General features: G+C 62.5%; 19 protein-coding genes. 6 read left to right on the top strand and 13 right to left on the bottom strand.

Translation table 11 applies throughout. The features are described 5' to 3' along the window. Positions 1-113: 113 nt before the first annotated feature. Positions 114-1,019 carry a lipid kinase YegS gene (yegS, locus tag ACJ8J5_RS18995; RefSeq protein ID WP_043137977.1) on the bottom strand — a complete coding sequence of 302 codons (906 nt, stop codon included), beginning with the start codon at positions 1,017-1,019 and terminating at the stop codon, positions 114-116. Between the two features lie 29 nt (positions 1,020-1,048). Here yegS and ACJ8J5_RS18990 point away from each other — a divergent pair, with 29 nt between their 5' ends. Beyond that, positions 1,049-1,270: a hypothetical protein gene (locus tag ACJ8J5_RS18990; RefSeq protein ID WP_141998673.1), complete on the top strand. Its 222-nt coding sequence runs from the start codon at positions 1,049-1,051 to the stop codon at positions 1,268-1,270. Between the two features lie 216 nt (positions 1,271-1,486). Here ACJ8J5_RS18990 and trhP read toward each other — a convergent pair whose 3' ends face one another. Next, positions 1,487-2,839, bottom strand: a complete 1,353-nt coding sequence (gene trhP, locus ACJ8J5_RS18985) for a prephenate-dependent tRNA uridine(34) hydroxylase TrhP (protein WP_025303865.1) — start codon at positions 2,837-2,839, stop codon at positions 1,487-1,489. A gap of 178 nt (positions 2,840-3,017) precedes the next feature. Next, the gene (locus ACJ8J5_RS18980) at positions 3,018-3,356 is read right to left on the bottom strand and encodes a YegP family protein (protein ID WP_016926703.1); all 339 of its coding nucleotides are present in this window, start codon (positions 3,354-3,356) and stop codon (positions 3,018-3,020) included. Positions 3,357-3,693: 337 nt separating this feature from the next. Between ACJ8J5_RS18980 and ACJ8J5_RS18975 the strand changes: the two genes are divergently transcribed. Continuing rightward, a complete protein-coding gene (locus ACJ8J5_RS18975; RefSeq protein WP_004941563.1) occupies positions 3,694-3,957 on the top strand; it encodes an antitoxin in 264 nt (87 codons plus the stop codon). Positions 3,958-3,960: 3 nt separating this feature from the next. Beyond that, a complete protein-coding gene (locus ACJ8J5_RS18970; protein WP_025303864.1) occupies positions 3,961-4,350 on the top strand; it encodes a type II toxin-antitoxin system VapC family toxin in 390 nt (129 codons plus the stop codon). A gap of 7 nt (positions 4,351-4,357) precedes the next feature. Here the strand turns inward: ACJ8J5_RS18970 and baeR are convergent, their stop codons facing one another. From baeR to ACJ8J5_RS18940, 6 genes are read right to left on the bottom strand one after another with little or no spacing between them, the layout of a single operon-like run. After that, positions 4,358-5,074 carry a two-component system response regulator BaeR gene (baeR, locus tag ACJ8J5_RS18965; RefSeq protein WP_004941568.1) on the bottom strand — a complete coding sequence of 239 codons (717 nt, stop codon included), beginning with the start codon at positions 5,072-5,074 and terminating at the stop codon, positions 4,358-4,360. Further along, the gene (gene baeS, locus ACJ8J5_RS18960) at positions 5,074-6,456 is read right to left on the bottom strand and encodes a two-component system sensor histidine kinase BaeS (RefSeq protein ID WP_147824120.1); all 1,383 of its coding nucleotides are present in this window, start codon (positions 6,454-6,456) and stop codon (positions 5,074-5,076) included. The genes baeR and baeS overlap by 1 nt, the downstream gene beginning before the upstream one ends. Next, positions 6,453-7,883 (bottom strand): MFS transporter, encoded by a 1,431-nt coding sequence (locus ACJ8J5_RS18955; protein ID WP_147824119.1) that lies wholly within the window; start codon positions 7,881-7,883, stop codon positions 6,453-6,455. Before ACJ8J5_RS18955 ends, baeS begins: the two co-directional genes overlap by 4 nt. A 10-nt stretch (positions 7,884-7,893) precedes the next feature. Next, positions 7,894-10,974 (bottom strand): multidrug efflux RND transporter permease subunit MdtC, encoded by a 3,081-nt coding sequence (gene mdtC / locus ACJ8J5_RS18950; protein WP_313258976.1) that lies wholly within the window; start codon positions 10,972-10,974, stop codon positions 7,894-7,896. Continuing rightward, entirely contained in the window at positions 10,971-14,090 is a 3,120-nt protein-coding gene (locus tag ACJ8J5_RS18945) for an MdtB/MuxB family multidrug efflux RND transporter permease subunit (RefSeq protein WP_025303860.1), read from the bottom strand. The genes mdtC and ACJ8J5_RS18945 overlap by 4 nt, the downstream gene beginning before the upstream one ends. Continuing rightward, complete coding sequence (locus ACJ8J5_RS18940) at positions 14,090-15,343, bottom strand: MdtA/MuxA family multidrug efflux RND transporter periplasmic adaptor subunit (protein ID WP_334274001.1); 1,254 nt, start codon at positions 15,341-15,343, stop codon at positions 14,090-14,092. The genes ACJ8J5_RS18945 and ACJ8J5_RS18940 overlap by 1 nt, the downstream gene beginning before the upstream one ends. A gap of 272 nt (positions 15,344-15,615) precedes the next feature. On the opposite strand from ACJ8J5_RS18940, the gene ACJ8J5_RS18935 reads away from it, so the two are divergent. After that, the gene (locus ACJ8J5_RS18935; RefSeq protein ID WP_049204848.1) at positions 15,616-16,569 is read left to right on the top strand and encodes an aldo/keto reductase; all 954 of its coding nucleotides are present in this window, start codon (positions 15,616-15,618) and stop codon (positions 16,567-16,569) included. Between the two features lie 68 nt (positions 16,570-16,637). After that, positions 16,638-17,255: a pyridoxamine 5'-phosphate oxidase family protein gene (locus ACJ8J5_RS18930; protein WP_127146636.1), complete on the top strand. Its 618-nt coding sequence runs from the start codon at positions 16,638-16,640 to the stop codon at positions 17,253-17,255. Here ACJ8J5_RS18930 and ACJ8J5_RS18925 read toward each other — a convergent pair. Continuing rightward, a complete protein-coding gene (locus ACJ8J5_RS18925; protein ID WP_089181206.1) occupies positions 17,252-17,818 on the bottom strand; it encodes a GNAT family N-acetyltransferase in 567 nt (188 codons plus the stop codon). The genes ACJ8J5_RS18930 and ACJ8J5_RS18925 overlap by 4 nt on opposite strands. 51 nt (positions 17,819-17,869) lie before the next feature. Next, a complete protein-coding gene (yegD, locus tag ACJ8J5_RS18920; RefSeq protein WP_334274002.1) occupies positions 17,870-19,222 on the bottom strand; it encodes a molecular chaperone in 1,353 nt (450 codons plus the stop codon). A gap of 164 nt (positions 19,223-19,386) precedes the next feature. Here yegD and alkA point away from each other — a divergent pair, with 164 nt between their 5' ends. Next, positions 19,387-20,877, top strand: coding sequence for a DNA-3-methyladenine glycosylase 2 (alkA, locus tag ACJ8J5_RS18915; protein WP_334274003.1), 1,491 nt, complete (start codon positions 19,387-19,389; stop codon positions 20,875-20,877). Here the strand turns inward: alkA and ACJ8J5_RS18910 are convergent. Together ACJ8J5_RS18910 and ACJ8J5_RS18905 are read right to left on the bottom strand one after the other, a co-directional pair. Beyond that, positions 20,874-21,239 (bottom strand): DNA-binding protein, encoded by a 366-nt coding sequence (locus ACJ8J5_RS18910; protein WP_308379862.1) that lies wholly within the window; start codon positions 21,237-21,239, stop codon positions 20,874-20,876. The two genes, alkA and ACJ8J5_RS18910, sit on opposite strands and share 4 nt — an antisense overlap. A 192-nt stretch (positions 21,240-21,431) precedes the next feature. Then, a complete protein-coding gene (locus ACJ8J5_RS18905) occupies positions 21,432-24,758 on the bottom strand; it encodes a diguanylate cyclase (RefSeq protein WP_334274004.1) in 3,327 nt (1,108 codons plus the stop codon). Between the last annotated feature and the right edge of the window lie 32 nt (positions 24,759-24,790).

The following is a 24,790-nucleotide window of genomic DNA, read 5'->3' as shown; positions in this document are numbered from 1 at the left end:
CTACCATACAAGTATGAATTGATGAATTTGCCGGAGAGGATCACATTTGATCGCGAGTGGAAGCGGATGAACGGAGGGGAAGAAGTGGGGCGCAGCGGCTGCGCCCGACAAGGTCAGCCCAGCAGGGCGCAGTTAGGCGGCAGGCGGCATTCGATGGCCTGCGGCAACACTTCGATGCGGAAATGGCGGCCTTTGAGCGGTTCGCCGTCGAGGTTGAAGGTCATCTCATGCGGCGCGTCGATCTCGAGCCACGGCAGCGCCGCGCTGAGGATGCTGTTGCTCTCTTCGTCGTTGAACAGGGCGGCGACCAGCGCCGGCAGCAGTTCATCGGCGATCAGCAGGCGCAGCTGCAGCAGGCCGTCGTTGATCAGCGCGCTGGGGCACAGTTCCTGGCCGCCGCCGGCCTGCTTGCCGTTGCCGATGCCGATCACCAATGCTTCGCCGGCCCAGCGGAAGTCCGGCCCGCGGATTTCACAGCGGTCGGCCTGCAGCGTATCCATGCGCAGCAAGCCGTGCACGAAGTAGGACACGCCGCCCAAGGCCGCCTTCAACTTCTCCGGTGTCTCGGTGGTGATGCGGGTGCCGAAGCCGCCGGTGGCCATGTTGATGAAGTAGCGCTCGCCGTTGACCTTCGCCAGATCGATCGGCACCGAGCGGCCCTTGATCGCCAGCTGCAGCGCCAGTTCGGGGGATGGGGGGATATTGCACGCCATGGCGAAGTCGTTGGCGGTGCCGAGCGGCAGAATGCCCAGCGCCGGCCGGTTATGCGCCGGCAGCTGCACCAGCGCGGCGGCCACTTCGTTGATGGTGCCGTCACCGCCGCCGGCGACGACGGTGCCGACGCCGAGTTGTGCAGCTTCCGCGACGTAGCGCGCGGCGTCGCCGTGCTCCCAGGTCACGCGCACGTACAGCGTGATTTGCTCTTCGCGCAGCCGTGTGACCGCCTGACGCAGTTCTTCGTTGCCGGCGCCCTTGCCGTTGAGAATAAGCAGGGCGGCTGCATGTGAGTGTTGAGGCATTACCGATCCCCTCCGGCGGAAAACCAAGAATGCCTCAAGATAAACCAGCCTACGCCGCCAAGCCATCAGAATATTCAGCTAATTCCGGTTATTTCCTATTGTGCCGTGAATATGAAGACGATGCGAATTTATCTGAATTTAACCTGACAATAAGCGGAATTTTAATGGCGGCAGGATTAATCGCTATAGCGTTATTTATATATCGATGTGGCGTTATTATTTTTATTAAAATGGATAACGGGAAAACGTAATGAAAAATAGGCGCACCGGCGGCAATGGCGGACCCATAAAGAAAAAGCCAGCCCAAGGGAGATTGGGCCGGCTAAGGAGGTGGTTCCTAGTATTGCTATGCAAATATTTTCGTTGTTCGTTTTAAGCAGCGTGATAGTAACCAAGCTGCGGGCACATTGATGTGATCCAATTCTAATATTTGCTAAAAATCGCCGCCGAATGGCGACGATTGATTGTTAGGCTCCGGCGCTATTTTCTTCCGCCAAATTGCGGATCAGCAATGCATAATTGAGATCAATATCCTGCGGGATCGGCAAATAAACGATATGGCCGTTGCCCGGCGCGACCTCAATCGGCTCGCCTTTCTTATTTTGCATGCTTTCGAGGGTGAACAGCACGTTGCCGCCTGGCGTCATCATCTCGACGCTGTCGCCGAGTGAGAATTTATTCTTCACGTCGACTTCCGCCCAGCCTTCGCGGCGCACGCCGGTGAACTCGCCGACGAACTGCTGGCGCTCGGAGAGCGAAGAGCCGTATTCGTAATTCTGCTGTGCTTCGTGCACGTGGCGGCGCAGGAAGCCTTCGGTATAGCCGCGGTGCGCCAGGCCTTCCAGCGTGGTGAGCAGGGTCGGATCGAACGGTTTGCCGGCAACGGCGTCGTCGATGGCGCGGCGGTAGACCTGGGCGGTGCGGGCGCAGTAGTAGAAGGACTTGGTGCGCCCTTCGATCTTCAGCGAATGCACGCCGAGCTGCGTCAGACGCTCCACGTGCTGGATGGCGCGCAGATCCTTGGAGTTCATGATATAGGTGCCGTGTTCGTCTTCGAAGGCGCTCATATATTCACCTGGCTTTTGCGCTTCAGACAGCATGAACACCTTGTCGGTCGGCGCGCCGATGCCCAGCGTCGGCTCGACGGTCTGCACCGGGATCGGTTCGTGCAGGTGCACGATATTGCCGGTGTCGTCCTCTTTGCCTTCCTCCGCTTTGTACTGCCAGCGGCAGGCATTGGTGCAGGTACCCTGATTGGGATCGCGTTTGTTGATGTAGCCGGACAGCAGGCAGCGGCCGGAGTAGGCCATGCACAGCGCGCCGTGGACGAAGATCTCCAGCTCCATGTCCGGCACTTCGGCGCGGATCTCGGCAATCTCTTCCAGCGACAGTTCGCGCGACAGGATCACGCGGGTCAAGCCCATTTGCTTCCAGAACTTCACCGTCGCCCAGTTAACGGCATTGGCCTGCACCGACAGGTGGATGTCCATCTGCGGGAAGGCTTCGCGCACCATCATGATAAGGCCAGGATCGGACATGATCAGCGCATCCGGGCCCATATCGATAACCGGCTTCAGATCGCGCAAGAAGGTTTTCAGCTTGGCGTTGTGCGGGGCGATATTCACCACCACGTAGAATTTTTTGCCCAGCGCATGCGCTTCGTTGATGCCCTGCGCCAGATTCTCGTGGTTGAACTCGTTGTTGCGTACCCGCAGGCTGTAGCGCGGCTGGCCGGCGTAAACCGCATCGGCGCCGTAGGCAAAGGCGTAACGCATGTTTTTCAGCGTTCCGGCCGGGGAGAGAAGTTCCGGTGTAAACATAGTGTGTCTCGGTCTGATTTCAGGTCAGCACCACGCCACCTGATGGCGCAGTAAAAACGGGGGATTGTAGCCGCAGCGCGGCAAGAAATCAGCAGTTAACCAGATTTATTCAAGGGAGATTGATCCCGGTCAAACGGAAAACGCGCGGTGGCGGCCACCGCGCGGGCGAAACGGGGGATCAGGCGCTCAAATCGCGGATATCGGTGGTCGGGCCGTTTTTCGTCACCGACTGGATACCGTTTTTGGCCGCGCTTTCGGAGCTGTACATTTCGCTGACGCCGATCACCTGATGGTTCTTGGCCTTCAGCACAAAATAGGGCTGATTGCTGGCGCTGTGCTTCAGTTCGTACTGCGCTTCGTGCGGTGAATTGGTCTGCACCGAGGCGATGCCGTTCTCCGCCGAGGCTTTGCTGGCATACATCTCGCTGGCCAGAATAATTTCGCCGTTACTGGCTTTCAGGTTGAAGTGGTACTGTCCGTTCTTTGCTTTTTTCAGCTCGTAATGACCGATTGCCATGGTTCTTCTCCTGTAGGTTCCGATTCGTGATGTAAGTGTAGCCAATCGCTTGAAAATCGGCGGCTAAACCTCACAGCAGCTTAGTCGAAAAAATGCGCAGTTTTTTTGCGCCGGCGCGGAGTTTTCATTCGGTGAGCCCGGCGCCGCACGGGAAGCTAAGGAAAGGCGCGGTGATTGCGCAGTGCGCCGCATAATGACAATTACGTGGTTTCATCGAGCAGCATTGCGCGTTACCGTTTGCCCGCTACGTAAAGGTGAGTGAAAAGTGAGCGATAGATCTTGGCATCGACGCGCTGCAGGCATATGCTTTGGCCTATGCCTGCTGTGGAGTGTCGAGATGGAAAGAATCGCCAAGCTGTTTAAAAACGGTAGAAATCAGGCGGTGAGGTTACCGGTGGAATTTGAATTTGATACGGATCGTGTGTATATCCGTCGCGATCGGGAGGGAAACGTGATTTTATCCAAATATCCGGCAAAGCCGGACAGCTGGGCACCGCTGCTGAGCATTATCGCCCAAACGCCGGTGCCGCAAGAGTTTCTTGGCGCGGAAGATCGTCAGCAAGGGGTTGCAGACCGCGATCCATTCTCAGAGGAAGAGTAGGCGATGTACATGTTTGATACCAACACCGTCAGCCACTTGTTTCGGCAGCATCCGCAGGTGCTTAACGTCATGCAAAAGCTCCCGCCTTCTGCCGTATGTATTTCCAGCGTCACGGAGGCGGAACTGCTTTACGGTGTGGCCAAACGGCGGAACAAAGCGTTGCAAAGCATGGTCGAGGCCTTTCTTGCTGCGGTGACGGTCTATGCATGGGATCGCGAGGCCGCCCGCTGCTACGGTGAAATGCGGGCAAACATGGGGAGAAAGGGCAAAATCATGGGCGCGATGGATCAACTGATCGCCGCTCACGCGCAGAGCCGTGGCGCGACGCTGGTGACCAACGATCGCGCATTCGCCATGGTGCCCGGGTTGGCGGTTGAAGACTGGACGCGCTGATTTCCCTCTAAACCCCATTCATCAGCCGGCAGGGCTCGGCTTCCCAGCGGTAGCCCACACCGTATACCGAGCGAATAAAGGATTTTTCCCCGTCGATCAGTTCCAGCTTGCGGCGCAGGTTTTTGATGTGGCTGTCGATGGTGCGGTCGGTGACCACCCGGTAGTCGTCGTACAGGTTGTTCAGCAGCTGCTCGCGAGAAAACACGTTGCCTGGCTGGCTGGCCAGCGTTTTCAGCAGGCGGAACTCCGCCGGCGTCAGATCCAGCAACTGCCCCTGATAGCTGGCCTGGAAGCGCGGTTCATCGATGTGCAGCAGATCATCTTCCCGCGCGTTCTCCTGCGGCCGATAGCTGCGGCGCAGGATGGTTTTCACTCGCGCCACCACTTCACGCGGGCTGTAGGGTTTGCAGATGTAATCGTCGGCGCCGATCTCCAATCCCAACAGGCGGTCAATCTCTTCGATTTTCGCCGTCACCATCACGATGGGCACGTCGCTGAAGCGGCGCAGCTCGCGGCACACCGTCAGGCCGTCGGCCCCTGGCAACATCAGGTCGAGTAAGATCAGCGCCGGCGGATGCTGGTGCACGGTCGGCACCACTTCATTACCGTTGGTCAGCCAGCGGGTGGCGTAGCCCGCCGCCTGCAGATAATCCACCAGCAGCTGGCCCAGCTTGGGCTCATCTTCAACAATCATGATCTGCACGGGTTGATTCTGAATGTCCATCAGGGCGCCTTATTTTTTATCGGGGTAGCAAATTCTACTGTAATGCGCACGCCGCCTAAAGGCGAATGCTCGGCGCGGATTTTCCCGTCGTGCGCTTCCACGATGTTGTGGCAGATCGCCAACCCCAGCCCTGAGCCGCCGCTGGCGCGGTTGCGTGAACCCTCCGCCCGATAGAAGCGTTCGAAAATGCGCGTCAGTTGCTGATCGCTGATGCCCGGCGCGCTGTCCTGCCAGCAGAGGATCAGTCTCCCCGGCTGCAGCTCGGCGCCGATCTCCAGCCGGCCGCCGGCGTCGGTGTAACGCAGGCTGTTTTCCAGCAGGTTATTGAACAGCTGATTCAGGCGATCGGGATCGCCGAACAGCGGCGCCTGGGCCGGCAGATGGGTGACGATCTCCAGCCCTTTGGCGCGGAAGCGTTCACGGAAGGCGGCAACGGCGATCTGCACCAGGTGCACGCAGTCCACCTGCGCCTTGCGATAGGCCAGCGCGCCGAGATCGGAGAGCGACAGCTGGTGCAGGTCGTCGACCAGTTTGGTCAAGGTGGATACCTCAGCCTGCAGCGAGCTTAGCGACGCCGGCGTCGGCTGGCGCACGCCGTCCTGCAGCGCCTCCAGCTCGCCGCGCAGCACCGCCAGCGGCGTGCGTAGCTCGTGCGACACGTCGGCCATAAAGGCGCGACGCATCTGCTCGTTTTTTTCCAGCGAGGTGGCCAACTGGTTGAAGTCGTGCGCCAGCCTGCCCAGTTCATCCTGGCTGCTGACCGCCACGCGGGTGGTGAAATCGCCCGCCGCCAGGCGGTGGGTGCCCGCCACCAGGCGCTTGACCGGGGCCAGCATGCCGCGCGACAGCAGCCAGGTCACTGCCGCTGCCAACAGGGTGGAGAGCGCGACGATAATCCAACTGGTGCGCCGCTGCTGGCGATCGAAGTTGATGTCCGTATTGCGCGTCAGGCGCTCGACCGGGGTGGTGAGCACCCAGCCGACGATCTCGTTGTTATAGCGGATTGGGTGGCGCGGCCCCTCTTTCGGCAACGGGCCGGAATGCCCGACCAGCCGATTGAACTGGCTGTCCACCACCCAAAACTGGGTGCGCCAGCCCTTGGGCGGCAGATTGTGGCTGCTGTCGCTATTCTGTTCGAACGAACGCATGATTTGGTAGACCACCTGATCGTTGTTGCGCAGGAATATCCAATTGCCATGGTGGCTGTACTGTTCCTCCAGCGCTTCGCTCAGCATGTTGATGCGCTGCTCGTTGCTGCTCTTGATGTAATCGATAAAGCCGCGCTCAAAGCTGACGCGCACCCCCCAATGCATGGTGATCAACACCAGCATGCAGGTAGCGAAAATGGCCAGGAACAGCTTCCCGGTAATGCCTATCCTCATTGCAACCTCGTTGAGCCGGTACCCGGCTCTTTGGTCAGCGTGCGGTTGGGCGCGCTATCGGCCGGCACGCGCGCGAAGGCGAGCGCGGGCAGGGCGATAATCAACGCCATACAGCAGTAGCTGTAAATAAATGCGCTGTGAATGGCTGGGCTATCGGCCACCACCTGGTGATGGGCGAAGCTGCCGATTAAGATGCCGGCGACGCTGACGCCGAGGCTCATCGACAGCTGCATGACCATCGACAGCAGGCTGTTGCCGCTGCTGGCCAGCCGGTCCGGCAGATCTTTCAGCGTCAGGGTGTTCATCGCCGAGAAGCGCAGCGAGTTGACCATCCCCTGGAAGAACAGCACCACCGGCAGCAGCCACAGCCAGCCGAGCATCGCCGCCAGCAGGAAACTCAGGCTGACCAGCGCCAGCAGCAGCGTGGCGGCCACCAGCACGTTGCGGTAGCCGAAGCGGTTGACCACCTGCACCACGATGCGCTTCATGCCCATGCTGCCGATGATCATCGGGATCATCATCAGCCCGGCGTGGAACGGCGAGAAGCCCATGCCCACCTGCAGAAACAGCGGCGTCATGAACGGCAGCATGCCGCTGCCGATGCGCCCCAGCAGGCTGGCCAGCAGTCCGATCTTGTAAGTCGGGGTGCGCAGCAGCCGCAGCGAGAACAGGGCGCGGCTATTGCCGTAAGCATGCCAAACATACCCCAACAGCGCCGCCACGCCCAGCGCCACCAGGCCGGCGATGGCGCCGCCGGACAGCCCCATGCCTTTGTGGCCGTCGAGCGCCAGCGTCAGCGACGCCATGCCGATCGCCAGCAGGAGAAAGCCGCTGACGTCGAAGCGGCGGGTCTGCATTTGGTAGTTGGGCATCAGCAGCAGCGTAGCGATGGCGCCCACGATGCCCACCGGAATATTGATCAGGAAAATCCAATGCCAGCTGGCGTATTGCACCAGGAAGCCACCCAGCGCCGGCCCCATCAGCGGGCCGATTTGGCCTGGCAGCGTTACGAAGGTCATCGCCGCCATGTACTGCTCGCGCGGCACGATTTTCATCACCGTCAGGCGGCCGACCGGCACCATCATCGCGCCGCCGACGCCCTGAAGCACGCGCGAGGCGATCAGTTCGTTCAGGGTTTCCGAGCGGGCGCAGAGGAGGGAACCGAGGGTGAACAGCACGATGGCGCTGAAAAACACCCGCTGTACGCCGACCTTGTCCGCCAGCCAGCCGCTGGCCGGCAGCGTCACCGCCACCGTCAGCACATAGGAGACGATCACCGACTGCATGCGCAGCGGGTTCTCCCCCAGGCTGGCGGCCATCGAGGGCAGGGCGGTGTTGACGATAGTGGTATCCAGCGTCTGCATAAAGAAGCCGAATGCCACTATCCAGAGTTGCCAGCGTACTGTGGCGGTGTGTTTCATCAGCATCGGTCGGCCATTAATGGGGCAGCGGGGCCAGTTGCTTGTTGCGGCGGAACTTCGCCTGCAGCCGGTCGAAGTAAAGGTAGACCACCGGGGTGGTGTACAGCGTCAGCAGCTGGCTCATCACCAGGCCGCCGGCGATGGTGATGCCGAGCGGCTGGCGCAGTTCCGCGCCGTCGCCGCGGGTCAGCACCAGCGGCAGCGCGCCGAACAACGCCGCCAGCGTGGTCATCATGATCGGCCGGAAACGCAGCAGGCTGGCCTGGAAAATCGCCTCGCGGGCGCTGATGCCGCCGTTGCGCTGCGCTTCGAGCGCGAAGTCGACCATCATGATGGCATTTTTCTTCACGATACCGATCAACAGCATGATGCCGATCAGCGCGATCAGGCTGAACGGTGCGCCGAACAGCTCGAGCGCCAGCAGCGCCCCCACGCCGGCGGAAGGCAGCGTGGAAAGGATGGTCAGCGGATGGATATAGCTCTCATACAGCACGCCGAGCACGATATACACCGTGGCGATCGCTGCCAGGATCAGGATGAGCTGCGACTTCAGGGTGTCCTGGAATACCTGGGCGGTGCCGGCGAACGCGCCGCGCACCGTGGACGGCACGCCGAGCTGAGTCATGGTGCGCTCTACCGCCGCGGTGGCGTCCGACAGGCTGCCGCCGTCCGGCAGGTTAAAGGAGATGGTCGAGGCGGCGGACAGCCCCTGATGGTTTACCGACAGCGGCGCGTTGGCCGGTCGCCAACTGGCGAAGTAGGAGAGCGGTATCGCCTTGCCTTCGTTGTTGATGATGAACATTTTGTCCAACGAGCTCACGTCCTGAGTGTAGGGCGGCGCCACTTCCATCACGACTTTGTATTGGTTGAGCGGTTGATAGATGGTCGAAATCTGTCGCTGGCCGAAGGCGTTGTTCAACAGGTTGTTGGCGTCGGACACCGAAATGCCGAGGCGCGCCATGGTTTCGCGATCGTAGACCAGATCCATCTCCGAGCCTTTATCCTGCTGATCCGAGTTGACGTCCGCCAGCTCGGGCAATGCGGCCAGCGCGATGCGGATCTTCGGCTCCCATTCGCGCAGCGCGGCGAGATCGTCCGCCAGCAGCGTATATTGGTAGCTGGCGTTGGCCTGCCGGCCGCCGACGCGGATATCCTGTACCGCCATCAGAAACAGGCTGGCGCCCGGTTCTTTGGCCAGGCGGGCACGCAGGCGGGCGATCACTTTCTGCGCGTCGTCGCTGCGTACCGACAGGGGTTTCAGTGAGATGAACATCGAACCGCTGTTGGTGCGCGAGCCGCCGGTAAAACCGGTGACGTTTTCCACGTCCGGATCTTCGCGCACGATTTTCATGAAGTCTTCCAGTTTGCCGCGCATCGCCTGGAACGAAATGCTTTGGTCGGCCTGGATAAAGCCCATCAGACGCCCGGTATCCTGTTCAGGGAAGAAGGTTTTCGGGATGCTGATATACAGCCAGACGTTGAGCGCAACGGTGGCGAGGAACACCGCCAGCACCCAGCGCGAGTGGCCGAGCACCCAGTTCAGCGAGCGTCCGTAACCCTGCTGCAGCGCCAGCAGCATTTTGCCGAAGCCGCGCGCGCGCCGCTGCGAACGCGCCGGCTGGTGGCGCAGCAAATAGGCACACATCATCGGCGTGAGCGTCAGCGAGACGATGAGCGACAGCCCGATCGATACCGACAGGGTGACGGCGAACTCGCGGAATAGCCGGCCGGGCAGGCCTTCCATCAGCAGCAGCGGGATAAACACCGCCACCAGCGAAACGCTCATCGACAGCACGGTGAAGCCGACTTCCCGCGCGCCCAGCAGCGCGGCGTTGATCGGTTTCATGCCGGCCTCGACGTGGCGGGAAATGTTTTCCAGCACCACGATGGCGTCGTCCACCACAAAGCCGGTGGCGATGGTCAGCGCCATCAGCGACAGGTTGTTGAGGCTGAAGCCGCACAGATACATGGCGGCGAACGAGCCGATCAGCGACACCGGCACGGCGACCGCCGGGATCAGCGTGGCGCGCCCGGAGCGCAGGAAGATGAACACCACCAGGATCACCAGCCCGATGGCGATCGCCAGCGACTGTTCCACCTCGGCCAGCGACGCGCGGATGGTTGGCGAACGATCCTGCGCGACGTTGAGTTGAATCGAGGCCGGGATATTCTCCTGCAGGGCGGGCAGCTCGGCGCGAATGCGTTCGACGGTTTCGATGATGTTGGCGTCCGGCGCGCGGCTGATGGCCAGAATGATCGCCGGTTTGGCGTCGGTCATCCCGGCGTTACGCACGTCTTGCACCGAGTCTTTGACCTCGGCCACGTCGGCTAAACGCACCGCCGAGCCGTTGTTGTAATGAATGATCAGCGGACGATAAGCATCGGCGGTTTTCAGCGCGTCGTTGGCCTGGATCTGCCAGCGCTGCTGCGGGTTTTCCACGGCGCCCTGCGGACGGCGCACGTTGGCGTTGGCGATGGCCTGCCGCACGCTGTCCAGCGACACGCCCTGATTGAACAGCGCCGAAGGGTTCAGCTCCACCCGCACCGCCGGCAGCGAGCTGCCGCCTACGGAAACGTCGCCGACGCCCTCGGTCTGGCTGATCTTCTGCGCCAGCTGGGTGGAGGCGAAATCGTAAAGCTGCCCCTGACTGTAGGTGTCCGAGGTCAGCGTCAGGATCATGATCGGCGCGTCGGAAGGGTTGACCTTACGGTAGCTGGGGCGGCTCGGCATGCCGGTCGGCAGCAGGCTTTGCGCGGCGTTGATCGCCGCCTGCACGTCGCGCGCGGCGCCGTTGATGTCGCGATCGAGATCGAACTGCAAAATGACGCGGGTACTGCCGAGCGAACTCATCGAGGTCATTTCGTTAACCCCGGCGATGCGGCCCAGCGCGCGCTCCAGCGGCGTCGCCACCGAGGACGCCATGGTTTCCGGCGAGGCGCCCGGCAGCGACGCGCTGATCGAAATCACCGGAAAATCCACCTGCGGCAGCGGCGACACCGGCAGCAGGCGAAAGCCGATCGCGCCGCTGATGGCGATGGCCAGCGTCAGCAGGGTGGTGGCCACCGGCCGGTGAATGAACAGGGCGAAGAATTTCACGGCAGCTCCTGCGTATCCAGCTGGCGATGCGTGTTGCGCGCCAGCTTGTCAAACAGCAGGTAGATCACCGGCGTGGTGAACAGCGTCAGGATCTGGCTCATGATCAAACCGCCGACCATACAGACGCCGAGCGGATGCCGCAGCTCAGCGCCGACGCCGGTGCTCAGCATCAGCGGCAACGCGCCGAGCAAGGCCGCCAGCGTGGTCATCAAGATCGGCCGGAAACGCAGCAGACAGGCCTGATAGATGGCGTCGCGCGGCGATAAACCCTGCTCGCGTTCCGCCGCCAGCGCGAAGTCGATCATCATGATGGCGTTCTTCTTCACAATGCCGATCAGCAGGATGATGCCGATGATGGCGATCACGTCCAGCTCGCTGCCGGCCAACATTAGCGCCAACAGGGCGCCGACCCCGGCGGTCGGCAGAGTGGAGAGGATGGTGACCGGATGAATGAAGCTTTCATACAGCACGCCCAGCACGATGTACATCGCCACCACCGCCGCCAAAATCAGCCACAGCGTGCTGCCGAGCGCCGCCTGGAAGGCCAGGGTCGCCCCCTGGAATTGGGTGGTGATGTCCCTTGGCATATTGAGATTTTTTTCCGCCTGGGTGACCGCGTCGACCGCCTCGCCGAGCGAGTAGCCGTCGGCGACGTTGAACGAAACGGTGGCCGACGGGAACTGGTCGAGATGGTTCACCGACAGCGGGCCGAAGCGCTCTTCGATTTTGGCGATGGCGCTCAGCGGCACCACGGCGCCGTCGTTGCCGCTCAGACGGATCTCATTGAGCGCCGCCAACCCCGGTGTCGCGCTGACGTCGTGCTCCAGCACCACGCGGTATTGGTTGGCCTGGGTGTAGATGGTGGAGATCAGGCGCTGGCCGAACGCGTTGTACAGCGCATTGTCCACGTCGCTCATGGTGACGCCGAGGCGGGAGGCCGAATCGCGATCGACGTTGACATAGGCCACCAGCCCCTGATCCTGCCAGTCGCTGGTGACGTCCGCCAGCTGCGGGGTTTGCTTCAGCTCATCCATCAGCTGCGGCACCCACAGGCTGAGATCGTCCAGCGACATCGCCTGCAGGGTGAACTGGTACTGGGTGCGGCTGACCTGGGTATCGATGGTCAGGTCCTGCACCGGTTGCAGATACAGCTTCACGCCGGGGAACTGCGCCGTTTGCTGCTGCAGGCGGCTGATGATCGCCGGAATGCGCTCGCTGCGTTCGCTCAGCGGCTTCAGGTTGATCTGCAGCCGGCCGCTGTTGAGCGTGGCGTTGCTGCCGTCGACGCCGACGAACGAGGTCAGGCTCTCCACCGCCGGATCTTTGAGGATCTGCGCCGCGACCTGCTGCTGGCGCTCGGCCATGTTGCTGAACGAGACGCTCTGCGGCGCCTCCAGCGTGCCCTGAATGATGCCGTTGTCCTGCACCGGGAAGAAACCTTTCGGGATCAGCAGGTACAGCAATACCGTCAGCGCCAGCGTGCCCACGGCCACGCCGAGCGTCAGCCAGGGATGGTTAAGCACCGTTTTCAGCCACTTGCCATATTGCGCGATCACCCGGTCGAAAAAGCGTTCGGAGGCGGCGGAAAAACGGTTCTGCTTGCGCAGCGATTCGTGGCTGAGCATGCGTGCGCACATCATCGGCGTCAGCGTCAGCGACACCACGGCGGAGATCAAAATTGCCACCGCCAGCGTGACGGCGAACTCGCGGAACAGGCGGCCGACGATGTCGCCCATGAACAGCAGCGGGATCAGCACCGCCACCAGCGAGAAGGTCAGAGAGATGATGGTGAAGCCGATCTCGCCGGCCCCTTTCAACGCGGCGTCGAGCGGTTTTTCCCCTTTCTCGATGTAGCGCGAGATGTTCTCGATCACCACGATGGCGTCGTCCACCACGAAGCCGGTGGCGATGGTCAGCGCCATCAGCGTCAGGTTGTTGATGGAGAAGCCAAGGAAGTACATGGCGGCGAAGGTGCCCACCAGCGACAGCGGCACCGCCACGCTGGGGATAATGGTCGCCGGCACGTTGCGCAGGAACACGTAGATCACCATCACCACCAGCGCGATCGCCAGCAGCAGCTCGAACTGCACGTCGCTGACCGAGGCGCGGATGGTGGTGGTGCGATCGGTCAACACCTTGACGTCGACTGACTTGGGCAGGCTTTTAATCAGCGTCGGCAGCATTTCGCGGATGCTGTCGGCGGTGGTGATGACGTTGACGCCGGGCTGGCGTTGGATGTTCAGCACGATCGCCTGTTGCTTGTTGGCCCAGGCCGCCAGTCGGGTATTTTCCGCCCCTTGTTCGATGGTGGCGATATCCTGCAGGCGGATCGCCGCGCCGTTCTGATAGGCGACGATCAGCTGGCGATAGTCGTCGGCAGATTTCATTTGGTCGTTGGCGGAGAGGGTGACCGATCGGGTCGGGCCGTCAAGGCTGCCTTTCGCCGAGTTGACGTTGGCGTTGCTGATGGCGGCGCGAATGGTTTCACTGTTCAGGCCATAGGCGGCGACCGCCGCCGCGTTCAATTTTACGCGCACTGCCGGGCGTTGGCCGCCGGCCAGCGTCACCAGGCCGACGCCGGTCACCTGAGAAATTTTTTGCGCCACGCGGGTTTCCACCATGTCTTCCACCTGCGTCATCGGCATGGCGGTGGAGGTCACGGCCAGCGTCAGGATCGGCGGATCGGCGGGGTTAACCTTGCTGTAGATCGGCGGGTAAGGCAAATCGGTCGGCAGCAGGTTGGTGGCGGAGTTGATCGCCGCCTGCACTTCCTGCTCCGCGACGTCGAGCGGCAGCGCCAACTGGAACTGCAGTGTGACCACCGAGGCGCCGCCGGAGCTTTGCGACGCCATTTGCTTCAGGCCGGACATCTGGCCGAACTGGCGTTCCAGCGGCGCGGTAATGGCGGAGGTCACCACGTCCGGGCTGGCGCCGGGGTACAGCGTCACCACCTGGATAGTGGGGTAATCCACCTCCGGCAGGGCGGACACCGGCAGCGCGCGATAACCGATAATCCCCGCCAGCAATATTGCCACCATCAGCAGCGTGGTGGCGACCGGACGCAGAATAAACAGGCGGGACGGACCGCCGCCGGCGTTGGGAGGCATCACCTGCATCAGGACTTCCTCTGAACGTCAGGTTCGCGCTTGGCGTTGGCCGCCGCCGGCGCTTCGCTCGGCGCGAGCACTTCCACCTGCATGCCTTCGGTCAGGCGATCGATGCCGTCGGTCACCACCCGATCGCCGGCGTTGAGACCGGCGCTGATCACCACCTGCCGGCTGTCCTGCACGCCGGCGGTGACCCGATGTTTGCTGACCTTGTTGTCTTCGCCGAGCGTCCAAACGAAGTTGCCCTCGTTGCCCATCTGCAGCGCAGCGGTCGGGATCACCACCGCATCGTGCAGGGTATCCACCTGCAGCTGCGCGTTGACGAACTGATTGGGGAACAGCGCGTCATCTTCGTTGGCGAAGCGCGCTTTCAGCTTGATGGTGCCGGTGGCGGTATCAATTTGGTTGTCCAGGCTCAGCAGCGAACCGGTCGTCAGCTTGTTCTGGTTGGTGCGATCCCAGGCTTCGACGCTCACCGGCCCGGCTTTTTGCGCCTTGAGCAGATCGGCGATGCTGCCTTCGGGCAGCGTGAACACCACGTCGATCGGGTGCGTCTGCGTGATCACCACCAGACCGGTAGTGCTGCCGCTGGTAACGTAGTTGCCGACGTCGACCAGTTTCAGGCCGACGCGGCCGTCGATTGGCGCAGTGATGCGGCTGTAGGTGATCTGCAGTTTGGCGCTGTCGACCGCGCCCTGATCGGCCTTGATCGCGCCTTCGGTCTGCTGCACCAGCGAGGCCTGCGTATCCAGCTCCTGACGGGACACCAGATTGGTTTTCACCAGCCGCTGATAGCGCGCCAAATCGCGTCGGGCGTTGGCCAGCGTGGCCTGATCTTTTGCCAACTGCCCCTGAGCCTGGGTCAACTGAACCTGGAATGGCCGGGGATCGATTTCCGCCAGCAGATCGCCGGCTTTGACCTGCTGGCCTTCGGTAAAGTGGATCGCCATCAGTTGGCCATCGACCCGGCTGGTGACGGTCACGGTATTGGCGGCGGTGGCGGTGCCCAAGCCGGAAAGATAGCGTGGCACCGTCTGTTGCGTGGCGGTCGCCGCTTGCACCGGCGACATCGGCGCGCCGCGTCTGCCGCCCGCCGCGCGGCCCGCTCCCGTTTTACCGGCGGCCTGGTGCGCGCCCGGCGTCGTCCCAGCGGTCGGTTGGGCGGCGCTGAAATGGCGCCAGGCCAGAACGGCGACGATGATCGCAATCGCCGCAACCAGCAGGCGCAGCAGCAGGGAACGACGTTGGGGTTTTGCATTCATGGTGGTGAAAATTCTCTCCAAAAGGCAGGGGCGCGGGCACTCATTGCCACAAAAATGACACTCCTTACAGGATACTAGTTTAGCCAGCGAAGACGGCATAAAAATGAAGGAAATATGGAGGAACCGTCAGCATTGTCTTAATAACTGGGTGATTTGCGCGTGCTATGTTTATAAGTGATTTATTCCGGCTTATAGCCAATACGTTTTAACGATTTCCTGTATTTGGCGCTAATAATTAACAGGCAAATCATTTAACCCATGGAGCCTTTGTGATGAGCAAGAAACAACTGGGTCGTTCAGGCATTCAGGTGCCGGCGTTAACCTTCGGTGGCAACGTGTTCGGCTGGACGGCGGATCAAGCGACCTCGTTCAGCCTGCTGGATGCGCTGGTGGACAATCAGCTCAACTTTATCGATACCGCCGACGTTTATTCCAGCTGGGCGCCGGGCAACCGGGGCGGCGAATCGGAAACCGTCATCGGCGAATGGCTGAAGAAGAGCGGCAAGCGCGACCAGGTGATCATCGCCACCAAGGTGGGCAAACCGATGGGCGAAGGCAAGCAGGGGCTGTCGCCGCGCTATATTCAGCAGGCGGTGGAGGACTCGCTGCGTCGCCTGCAAACCGATTATATCGATCTTTATCAGTCGCACGACGATGACCGCGATACGCCGCTGGAAGAGACGTTGGCGGCGTTCGATGCGCTGATCAAGGCCGGCAAGGTGCGGGCGATCGGCGCCTCCAACTATCAGGCGGATCGCCTGGAAGAAGCGCTGCGGGTGAGCGAGAGCAACGGATTGGCGCGCTACGAAACCCTGCAGCCGGAATATAACCTGTATGCGCGCGAAGGGTATGAAGCCGAGCTGGAAGGCGTGGCGCAGCGCCATGGCCTCGGGGTGATCAACTTCTTCGCGCTGGCCAGTGGTTTTCTGACCGGCAAATACCGCAGCAAAGCGGACGAGGGCAAAAGCCAGCGCGGCGATCGCATCGTCGAACGCTACCTGAACCCGCGCGGTTTCCGCATTCTGGCGGCGCTGGATCAGGTGGCGGGCAAACACGGCAGCTCCCCGGCGCAGGTTTCGCTGGCCTGGCTGATAGCGCGCCCGAGCATCACCGCGCCGATCGTCAGTGCGACCTCGTTGCCGCAGCTGGATGAGTTGGTCAGCGCCACCCGCCTGACGCTGGATGCGGACGACATTCAGGCGCTGAACGACGCCAGCGCCGAGTAGGGGGCGTTACCCGGCGGCGATTTTGCTCTATGCTGAAGGGGTTAACATGGCCCATTCAGGAACCCGCAATGTCTGGTGATATCATCAACGACCTCGCGACGCTGGAACAGCTGTACGGCAAACCCGCCGCGCCCTCGGTTTTTAAAGAAGTCAGCTATATTCACCCGGCGTACCGCCCGTTTATCGAGGCGGCGCCGTTTGCCGCGCTCTCGACGGTCGGGCCGGACGGCATGGATGTCTCTCCGCGCGGCGATCCGGCCGGTTTTATCCATATCGAAGACGAGAAAACCCTGCTGCTGCCGGACCGTCGCGGCAATAACCGCATCGACAGCCTGCGCAATATCCTGCACGACAACCGGGTGGCGCTGCTGTTGCTGATCCCCGGCATCGGCGAAACGCTGCGAATTAACGGGCGGGCGGAAATCGTGGTGGCGCCAGCGATGCTGCAGCGCTTCGTCCACCGCAACCAGCTGCCGCGTTCGGTGCTGCGCATTCGGGTGGAGGCGGTGTTCTTCCAGTGCAGCCGGGCGATCTTGCGTTCGGGATTGTGGGAAGAGGGCAGCCGCCTCGAACGTTCGGCGCTGCCCAGCCCCGGCCATATTTTGGCCGCGGTGAGCCAAACGCGCTTCGACGGTGAGGAGTACGACAGCGCGCTGCCGCAGCGGCTGAAGGATACGCTGTATTAATCGCCGTGGCGTTCGCGCCACATTTGCCGGTTCAGCCGATACAAGACGTGCTTTTGCAGCGGATGGCCCGTCGGCAGGCGCGGGTGCAGGAAGGTTTCGCCGTCAAACTGCATGCCGATGCGCGTCATCACCCGGCGCGACGGCTGGTTATTTTCGGCGGTGAAGGACACCACTTCCGGCAAGTGCAGCGTGTCGAAGGCGTACGCCAGCGCGGCGCGCGCCGCCTCAGCGGCGTAGCCGTTGCCCCAGTGAGCCGCCGCCAGCCGCCAGCCAATCTCCACGCAGGGGGCACAAGGCAGATCGTCGCCCGGCCGCGCCAGCCCGACAAAACCGATAAAAGGCGCGCCGCCTTTCACTTCCACCGCCCATAGCCCCCAGCTATGTTGTTGCATGAAGGCGCGGATGCGTTCGGCCTGCGCGTGGCTTTCCTCGGCCGTCATCGTCGCCGGGAAATAGCGCATCACCTGCGGATCGGCGTTAAGCGCGGCGAAGGCCGGCAGATCGTCGTCGCGCCAGGCGCGCAGCCGCAGCCTGGCGCTGTCGAGGGTAAGGATGGTTGACATGATGCATAGCCTCCAATGAACAAGGGCGCGGCGAGCCGCGCCCTTGGGCTGTCAACGGAACAGCGTTTGCGCCCAGCGCGCCAGCCCAGCGGTGACCGAGCCGAAGTCGTTACCGCCGACGATCGGAATGCCCGGCAGCTGCTGTTGCAGCGCGGCGCGCAGCAGGGGTGAGCGTGCGCTGCCGCCGGTCAGGTAGATCACCTGCGGCGCGGTCTGGCTGCTGGCCAGCGCGGCGCTGACCTGCTCCTGAATGCGCATCAACGGCTGCGAAATGGCGTCGGCGAGCTGAGCCTGGCTGATGCTCTCCGCCAGATCGGCCTGCACGAAATTGAGCGGCGCGCTGATGGCCGTTTGGCCGGACAGGGCGATCTTACTCTCTTCGGCCGCCCGCACCAATCGGTAGCTCAGGCGCTGTTGGTACACTTTCAGCAGGCGTTTGACCTTTTCCGGCTCCGCCGCGTCGAGGATCAGATCGCGCAGGACGCGGCCGTTGGCGGCGCTGTAGAAGTCATTTTGCGCCGGCACGTCGTTGGTCGCCACCGCGTTCCAGTAAGGCAGCGCCGGCAGGGCGATGCCCTTCGCGGTTTCGCCGCCCAGGCCGAACAGCGGCATCAGCTGTTTGAAGGCCAGCATGATGTCCAGATCGTTACCGCCGACCCGGCAGCCGCTGTGGCCCAGCAGGCTCTGCTGGCGATCGGCGCGGTCGCGCCACTGCGGCCCCATCAGCAGCACCGAGCAGTCGGTGGTGCCGCCGCCGATGTCCACCACCAGCACGGTTTGTTCTTCGCTCAGCGTCGCCTCGAAGTCCAGCCCGGCCGCCACCGGCTCGAACTGGAATTCAATGGCTTTGAAACCGGCGCGTTCGGCGGCGCGCTGCAAAATGCCCTGCGCCTGCCGGTTGGCTTCGTCGCCGCCGATGCCCTGGAAGTTGATCGGCCGGCCGATCACCGCCTGATCGATGCCGGTCTGCAGCACGTTTTCCGCCTGGCGCTTGATGTGGAACATCATGGCGCACACCAGGTCTTCGAACAGCGCGATCTGCTGCGGTTTCAGGCCGTTGGCGCCGAGAAAGGACTTCGGCGAGCGCACGAAGTACACCTCTTCGGGATCTTCCATATAGTGCGCCAGCGCCTGTAGGCCGAACAGCACGCTGTCGCCGTTGACCGGAATGTCTTCTTCGCGGTTGTAACTGATGGCGCGGCGCAGCAGCTGCTGGTTTTCTTCGCTGCCGGTCGGCACCTGCCAATGGCGGTGCAGGCATTCGCTCACCGCTTCGCGGGTCGGCGCGCACAGCATCGAAGGCAGATACGGCTCGTTGTTTTCCAGCGTCAACAGCTCGGGGCCGTGGTCGCGCATCACTGCAACGGAACAGTTGGCTGTCCCGTAATCGAATCCAATAAACATCTCTTTTTTGTCCCCATGCCAATGAAGGGGGGCGACTTTACCCGAGACGGGGCCGGCGGGCAATGCGCCAATGCGCGAGTGTCGAAAAATTTAGCGGGCGCGGCGGCGGCGTGCTTAACTTAATGTCCGAATTCCGCACGTCAGCGCGTCAGGCGAGCCCCATAATGCAGAAAAAACCGAACCCGAGCGTTGCCATGAATACTCAACAGCAAGCGTTGTACGACGCGCTGCGCGCGCGTGACCGCAAATTCGACGGCCGTTTTTTCGTCGGCGTCTCTTCCACCGGCATCTATTGTCGCCCGGTGTGCAGCGCCCGCACGCCGAAGCGGGAAAACTGCACCTTTTATCCGAGCGCGGCGGCGGCTGAACTGGCGGGGTTTCGCCCCTGCCTCAAATGCCGACCGGAACTGGCCCCTGGCCTGGCGCTGATCGATCTGGGCAACCGCTATGCCCAGGTGGCGGTGCAGCTCATCGAGCAAGGCTATCTGTCCGAACACAGCTGCGAAGCGCTGGCGGCGCGGCTCGGCATTTCCGATCGCCACCTGCGGCGTATCTTCGCCGAGCAGTTTGGCGCTTCGCCGATCGATTACGCGCAGTCGCACCGGCTGCTGCAGGCCAAACGCCTGTTGGCGGATACCGACCTGCCGCTCAGCGAGGTGGCGTTCGCCGCCGGTTTCGGCAGCCTGCGGCGTTTCAACGAGCTGTTCAAGGCGCGCTACCGCCTGATCCCGTCGGCGCTGCGCAGCGGCGGCGCGCGTGGTGAACGGGCGGCCGCCAGCGGCCTGGTGTTCCACCTGGGCTATCGGCCGCCCTATGACTGGGATCGCATGCTGAACTTCTTGCAGGCGCGCGCCGTGCAGGGCGTAGAGCGGGTCGAGGGACGCCGCTACCTGCGCTCGATCGCCGTCAGCCAGGCCGGCACGGAGTATTGCGGCTGGGTCAGCGTACAGCCGGAAGAGGCGTGCAATCGGGTTCGGGTCGAGGTAGCGCCGACGCTCAGTCTGGTGACGACGGAGGTGTTGCGTCGTGTGCGTTTGCTGTTTGATCTGGACGCCGCACCGGATCGCATCAACGAGGCGCTGGGTTCGCTGGCGGCCGATGCGCCGGGATTGCGCCTACCGGGCTGCGTGAACAGTTTCGAGCAGGCGGCGCGTGCGGTGCTGGGCCAGTTGGTCAGCGTGAAAATGGCGGCGACCTTCGCCGGGCGGATGGCCGAACGCTGGGGGGAAGCCCTGGCAACGCCACATGAGGGCATCACCCATGTCTTCCCCACCGCAGCACGGGTGGCGCAGCTGCAGCCCGAAGAACTGCGCCCGCTCGGGGTGCAGGTGAAGCGCGCGGCGGCGCTGATCGAGATCGCCCGCGCGCTGGGCGAAGGACGGCTGCAGCTCGATAACGTGCTGGATATTGAACAGGGCATCAAGGCGCTGACCGCGCTGCCGGGCATCGGCAGCTGGACCGCCAGCTATATCGCCATGCGCGCCTGGTCGTGGCCGGACGTGTTCCTGGCCGGCGACTACTTGATCAAACAGCGTTTCCCCGGCATGACGCCGCGCCAGATCGAACGCTATGCCGAGCGTTGGCGCCCGTGGCGCTCCTACGCCACGTTGCACCTGTGGCATAACGACGGTTGGGCGCCGGAAGGGGAGGATTAAGGTTTCGGGCTAGCGGGGGCGTCGATCAGCTGCAGCAGGCGGCTCATGCCTTCACGCATCAGGAACGCCAGCAGCTTTTCCCGCTCGGCCGGCGTCAGATGGTAGTAATACTCGATCCAGACCCGAACCGGATCCTGGCGTTTGATGTCGTAGTCCGGGTGGTCGGCCTCGTGCAACGCCGAGAGGCTGCGCGCGCCGAACGGCAGGCTGTCGATATGGTATTCCAGCGCTTTACCCTGCACGCCGCTGCGGCGGCGGCTGACCCAGCCTTCGCGCCGGGCCATCAGATTGACCCCTTGCGGGGTCGAGGGCAACCCTGCTTTCCCCATCAGTTCCCTGGCGGAAAACCATTTCTTTTCCATAGTCCCTTATCCCTGAGCTATCACATGTCGAGGAAAATCAACGGATACGTCGATGTCCGCATGGGAGCTTCATATTACTTAATCGTTTAAGCTTCAGGTGTTATTTATATCACTAATCTCGTATGGGTTAACATAATGTGAAAGACGAGACGTGCGGCGGCGCCCGGGAGACGGCGCCGGCGAGGGAAGGCGTTAGCGGATGCCGAAGTAGCCGTCGCTGAGCAGAACCGCCAACGGCTGCTCCAGCGCCACCTGGTCGCCGTCTGCCAGATCGACGCCGACATCGCGCAGCGCCTGCAGCGTCACCGGCTGGTGGGCCGGCCCGGCGAGCGTCTGCGCCTTGATCCGATGCGCCGCGCCGTTGAGCATCGAGACCATCAGTTCATCCATCTGGTTGCAGTGCAGGTTGGTGATAAAGCGTTCATCGATGCGAATGATGTCTATCTTCTGATCGCCCAACTCATCGAAGGCATTGATGTTATGCCCAAAGCCGTTGACGATCAGTCGGCAGCCCAGCTGCTGCAGCTCGCGGAGAAATGCCCGGCACTGCGCGGCATGTTCCAGCACCGCAGCCTCATCGACGCTAAACAGCAGTGCCTGCGGCGGCAGCGAGGAGGCGCGCACCGTTTCCGTCAGCTCGCGCTGGAAGTCGGCGCTGAGCAGACTGTCGATAGCCAGCGGCAGCGCGAGCGACAGCCCCTTGCGCTTGATGTCGTCGGCGCACGATACCAGCAGCTGCGCCACCGCCCAGCGGTCGATATCCGGCATCAGGCCGTACAGCTGCGCGGCGGCGATGAACGCCTCGTGCGGCAGCGGCCGATCGTCCGGTGCCATCACCTGCAGCTTCACCTGGTGGAACGCGGCCGACAGCGGCGTCGCCGGCGGCGCGACCGCGTGGGTCAGCAGCCGCAGTTGCCCCTCGCTGATGATGGCCTGTACCTCCTGCGAGTTCAGCAATTCATGCTGCCGTTCCAGCAGCTGTTTTTGCCGCGTTTCGTATAGATAAACCTGGCCGCGCCCGTGGTGTTTGGCGGTGTAGCAGGCGATGTCGGCCTGCGCCAACAGTTCGCTGCTTTGGGCGTCGCCGCTGATGTGCGTGATGCCGGCGCTGGCGCCGACGCGGTAAATTTTTCCTTCCCAATAGAACGGATGCTGGCTGATTTGGTTGACCACCTGCTGTACCAGCGATTTGGCCTGTTCCAGCCGGCAGTCGAACAGGATCAGACCGAACTCGTCGCCACCCAACCGAGCCAGGCAGTCGCTATTGCGCAGCTGGTGGCGCATCAACTGAGCGATGTCGCGCAGCAAGGCATCGCCCGCCGCATGGCCGGCGGTGTCGTTCACCGCCTTGAACCGATCCAGATCGAGGAATACCAGCGAATGCGGCGGCGACGGTTCCCCGGTGGCGGCGATCGCCGCCTTCAGCTGCTTCTCGAAGCGGGTGCGGTTCGGCAACCCGGTCAGCGCGTCGTGTGAGGCGCTATAGCTGAGCTTTTTCATCAGTTCGCGCGAGGCGGTGACGTCCTGCAGCACCATGACCGCGCCCATGGTTTCGCCGTCGAGAGTTTTCAGCGGTGAGACCGACTGCTGCACGTCGAAATAACGCCCGTCGCGGCTGTGCAGCACCAGCGCATAGTCCGCCGGCCATTGCCGCGGGTATTGCGTGAGGTTTTCGATTTCCGGGCCGTCTTTGCCGTTGGTCAGGCGCACCACGCCGGCGACCGGCATGCCGAACGCCAGGTCGAGCGGCCAGCCGCACATTTGCTCGGCCACCGGGTTCATAAAGGTGATGCGCAGGTGGCCGTCGGTGGAGATCACCCCTTCGCCGATGGCGTCGAGAGTGATGTGCAGGCGCTCTTTTTCTTCGTGCAGCGCCTCGGCGAGGATCTTGAGCTCGGTCATGTCGATATTGGTGCCGATCATACGTAGCGGCCGGCCGTGGTCGTCGAGGATCACGTTGCCCTGGCCGCGAATATGGCGCAATTTGCCGGCGCGCGTGGTAATGCGAAATTCCATGATGAACGGCCGCGGCTGCGCCAGGATCTCGGCCAGTTCGCGATCGGTGCGCTCGCGATCTTCCGGCACCAGCAGGCTGCGCCACAGCGCCTGCGTCGGCGTTTGGTCGGGATTGAGATCGTAGAGTTCGAACATACGCTGATCCCAGGTGAAGTTTTCCTGGTTCATCACCCATTCCCAGATGCCGACGCCGCCCACCTGGTTGGCCAGCGTAATGCGCTCCACCAGCCGGTTGTTCTCCGCCTCGCTGCGTTTGAGGCCGCTGATGTCCTCGACCTGAGAGATGAAGTACAACGGCCGGCCTTCGCCGTCGCGCACCAGCGAGACCGCCAGCAGCGCCCAGACCGTCTGGCCGTCGCTGCGGATATAGCGCTTCTCTAGGGTGTAGCTGCTGATATGGCCGTCGAGCAGTTCGTGCAGTTGGGATAGGTCGGCGTTCAGATCGTCCGGGTGGGTGATCTCTTGAAAGGTCAGGCGATAAAGTCTTTCGGGCGGATAGCCGAGCAGTTTGCACAGCGCCTGATTGACCTGCAGCCATTTGCCCTCCGGCGACACCAGCGCCATGCCGATGGCGGAATACTCCAGCGCGCTGCGAAACCGGCTCTCGCTCTCGACGATGTGCTGTTTCTCCACCCGGAAGGTGTGCATCACCATCGCCATGGCGTGCGCCGGGATCAGGATCAGCAGCATCGGCAAGTACAGGCCGAGCTCACCGAAGACGTGTGCAGAGGCCTGCAGGTGCAGCACGCCCAGCGAGATCAGCACCGTGATCAACAGCAGGGTGCAGAAACAGACGGCGAAGGTTTCGAAGCGCGACAGGGCGATAGCCGCCCACAGCAGCGGCAGGATGACGAAGGTAAAGGGGAAGGGCAGATGCGTCAGCGCCAGATAGCTGAAGGCCAGCGATCCCATCAGGGTCAACAGCAGCGGATACGGATTCAGCCCAGCCAACAGGCGGCGGTGATAGGTGAGCCCGAGCGGCGCCAGCGACAGCACCCCTATCGCCTCAGCGATGAACCAGGTGCCGAACGATTGCCAAAACGTCTGGTCCGGCGTGGGGGTCAGTCCGGCGGCCAGCAGCGCGCTGAACAATGGGGTAAAGATCACCGCGCAGACCACGAAGCGCAGCCAACAGCCCAGATCGCTCAGCGGATCGATCGCCGGAAGCGTGCGGCGCAGCAGCAGGGCGCAAACCGCCGCTTCCAACAGGTTGATGGCGGCCAGCTTGACGGGAGTGGCGCTGACGCCGAACAGCAAGAAACTGGCGAGCACGATGCCGAGGCCGCTGGCCAGCAGCGGCAGGCCCCAGTGGCGCGGGGCGTGGCGGAACAGCACGGCGATCGCGGCGGCGGTCGGGAACCACAGCGGCGTGAAGTGATGAGCCTCACTGGATAACGACAGGCTCAGCAAGGCGAGCAAAAACGTCGCCAGCGCCACGAATAGGGAATGCGTCAGCACGACGCCTTTGTGTGTGCCGAACGTGTTCGGCGCGCTGATCTCCATAGGCACCCTTACCGATGGCCTCTGCCTGTGAT

Source organism: Serratia sp. CY43202 (assembly GCF_052168755.1).
GTDB lineage: Bacteria > Pseudomonadota > Gammaproteobacteria > Enterobacterales > Enterobacteriaceae > Serratia > Serratia bockelmannii.
The sequence above is the reverse complement of the archived record's forward strand: the minus strand, read 5'-3'. Positions and strand labels throughout refer to the sequence as shown.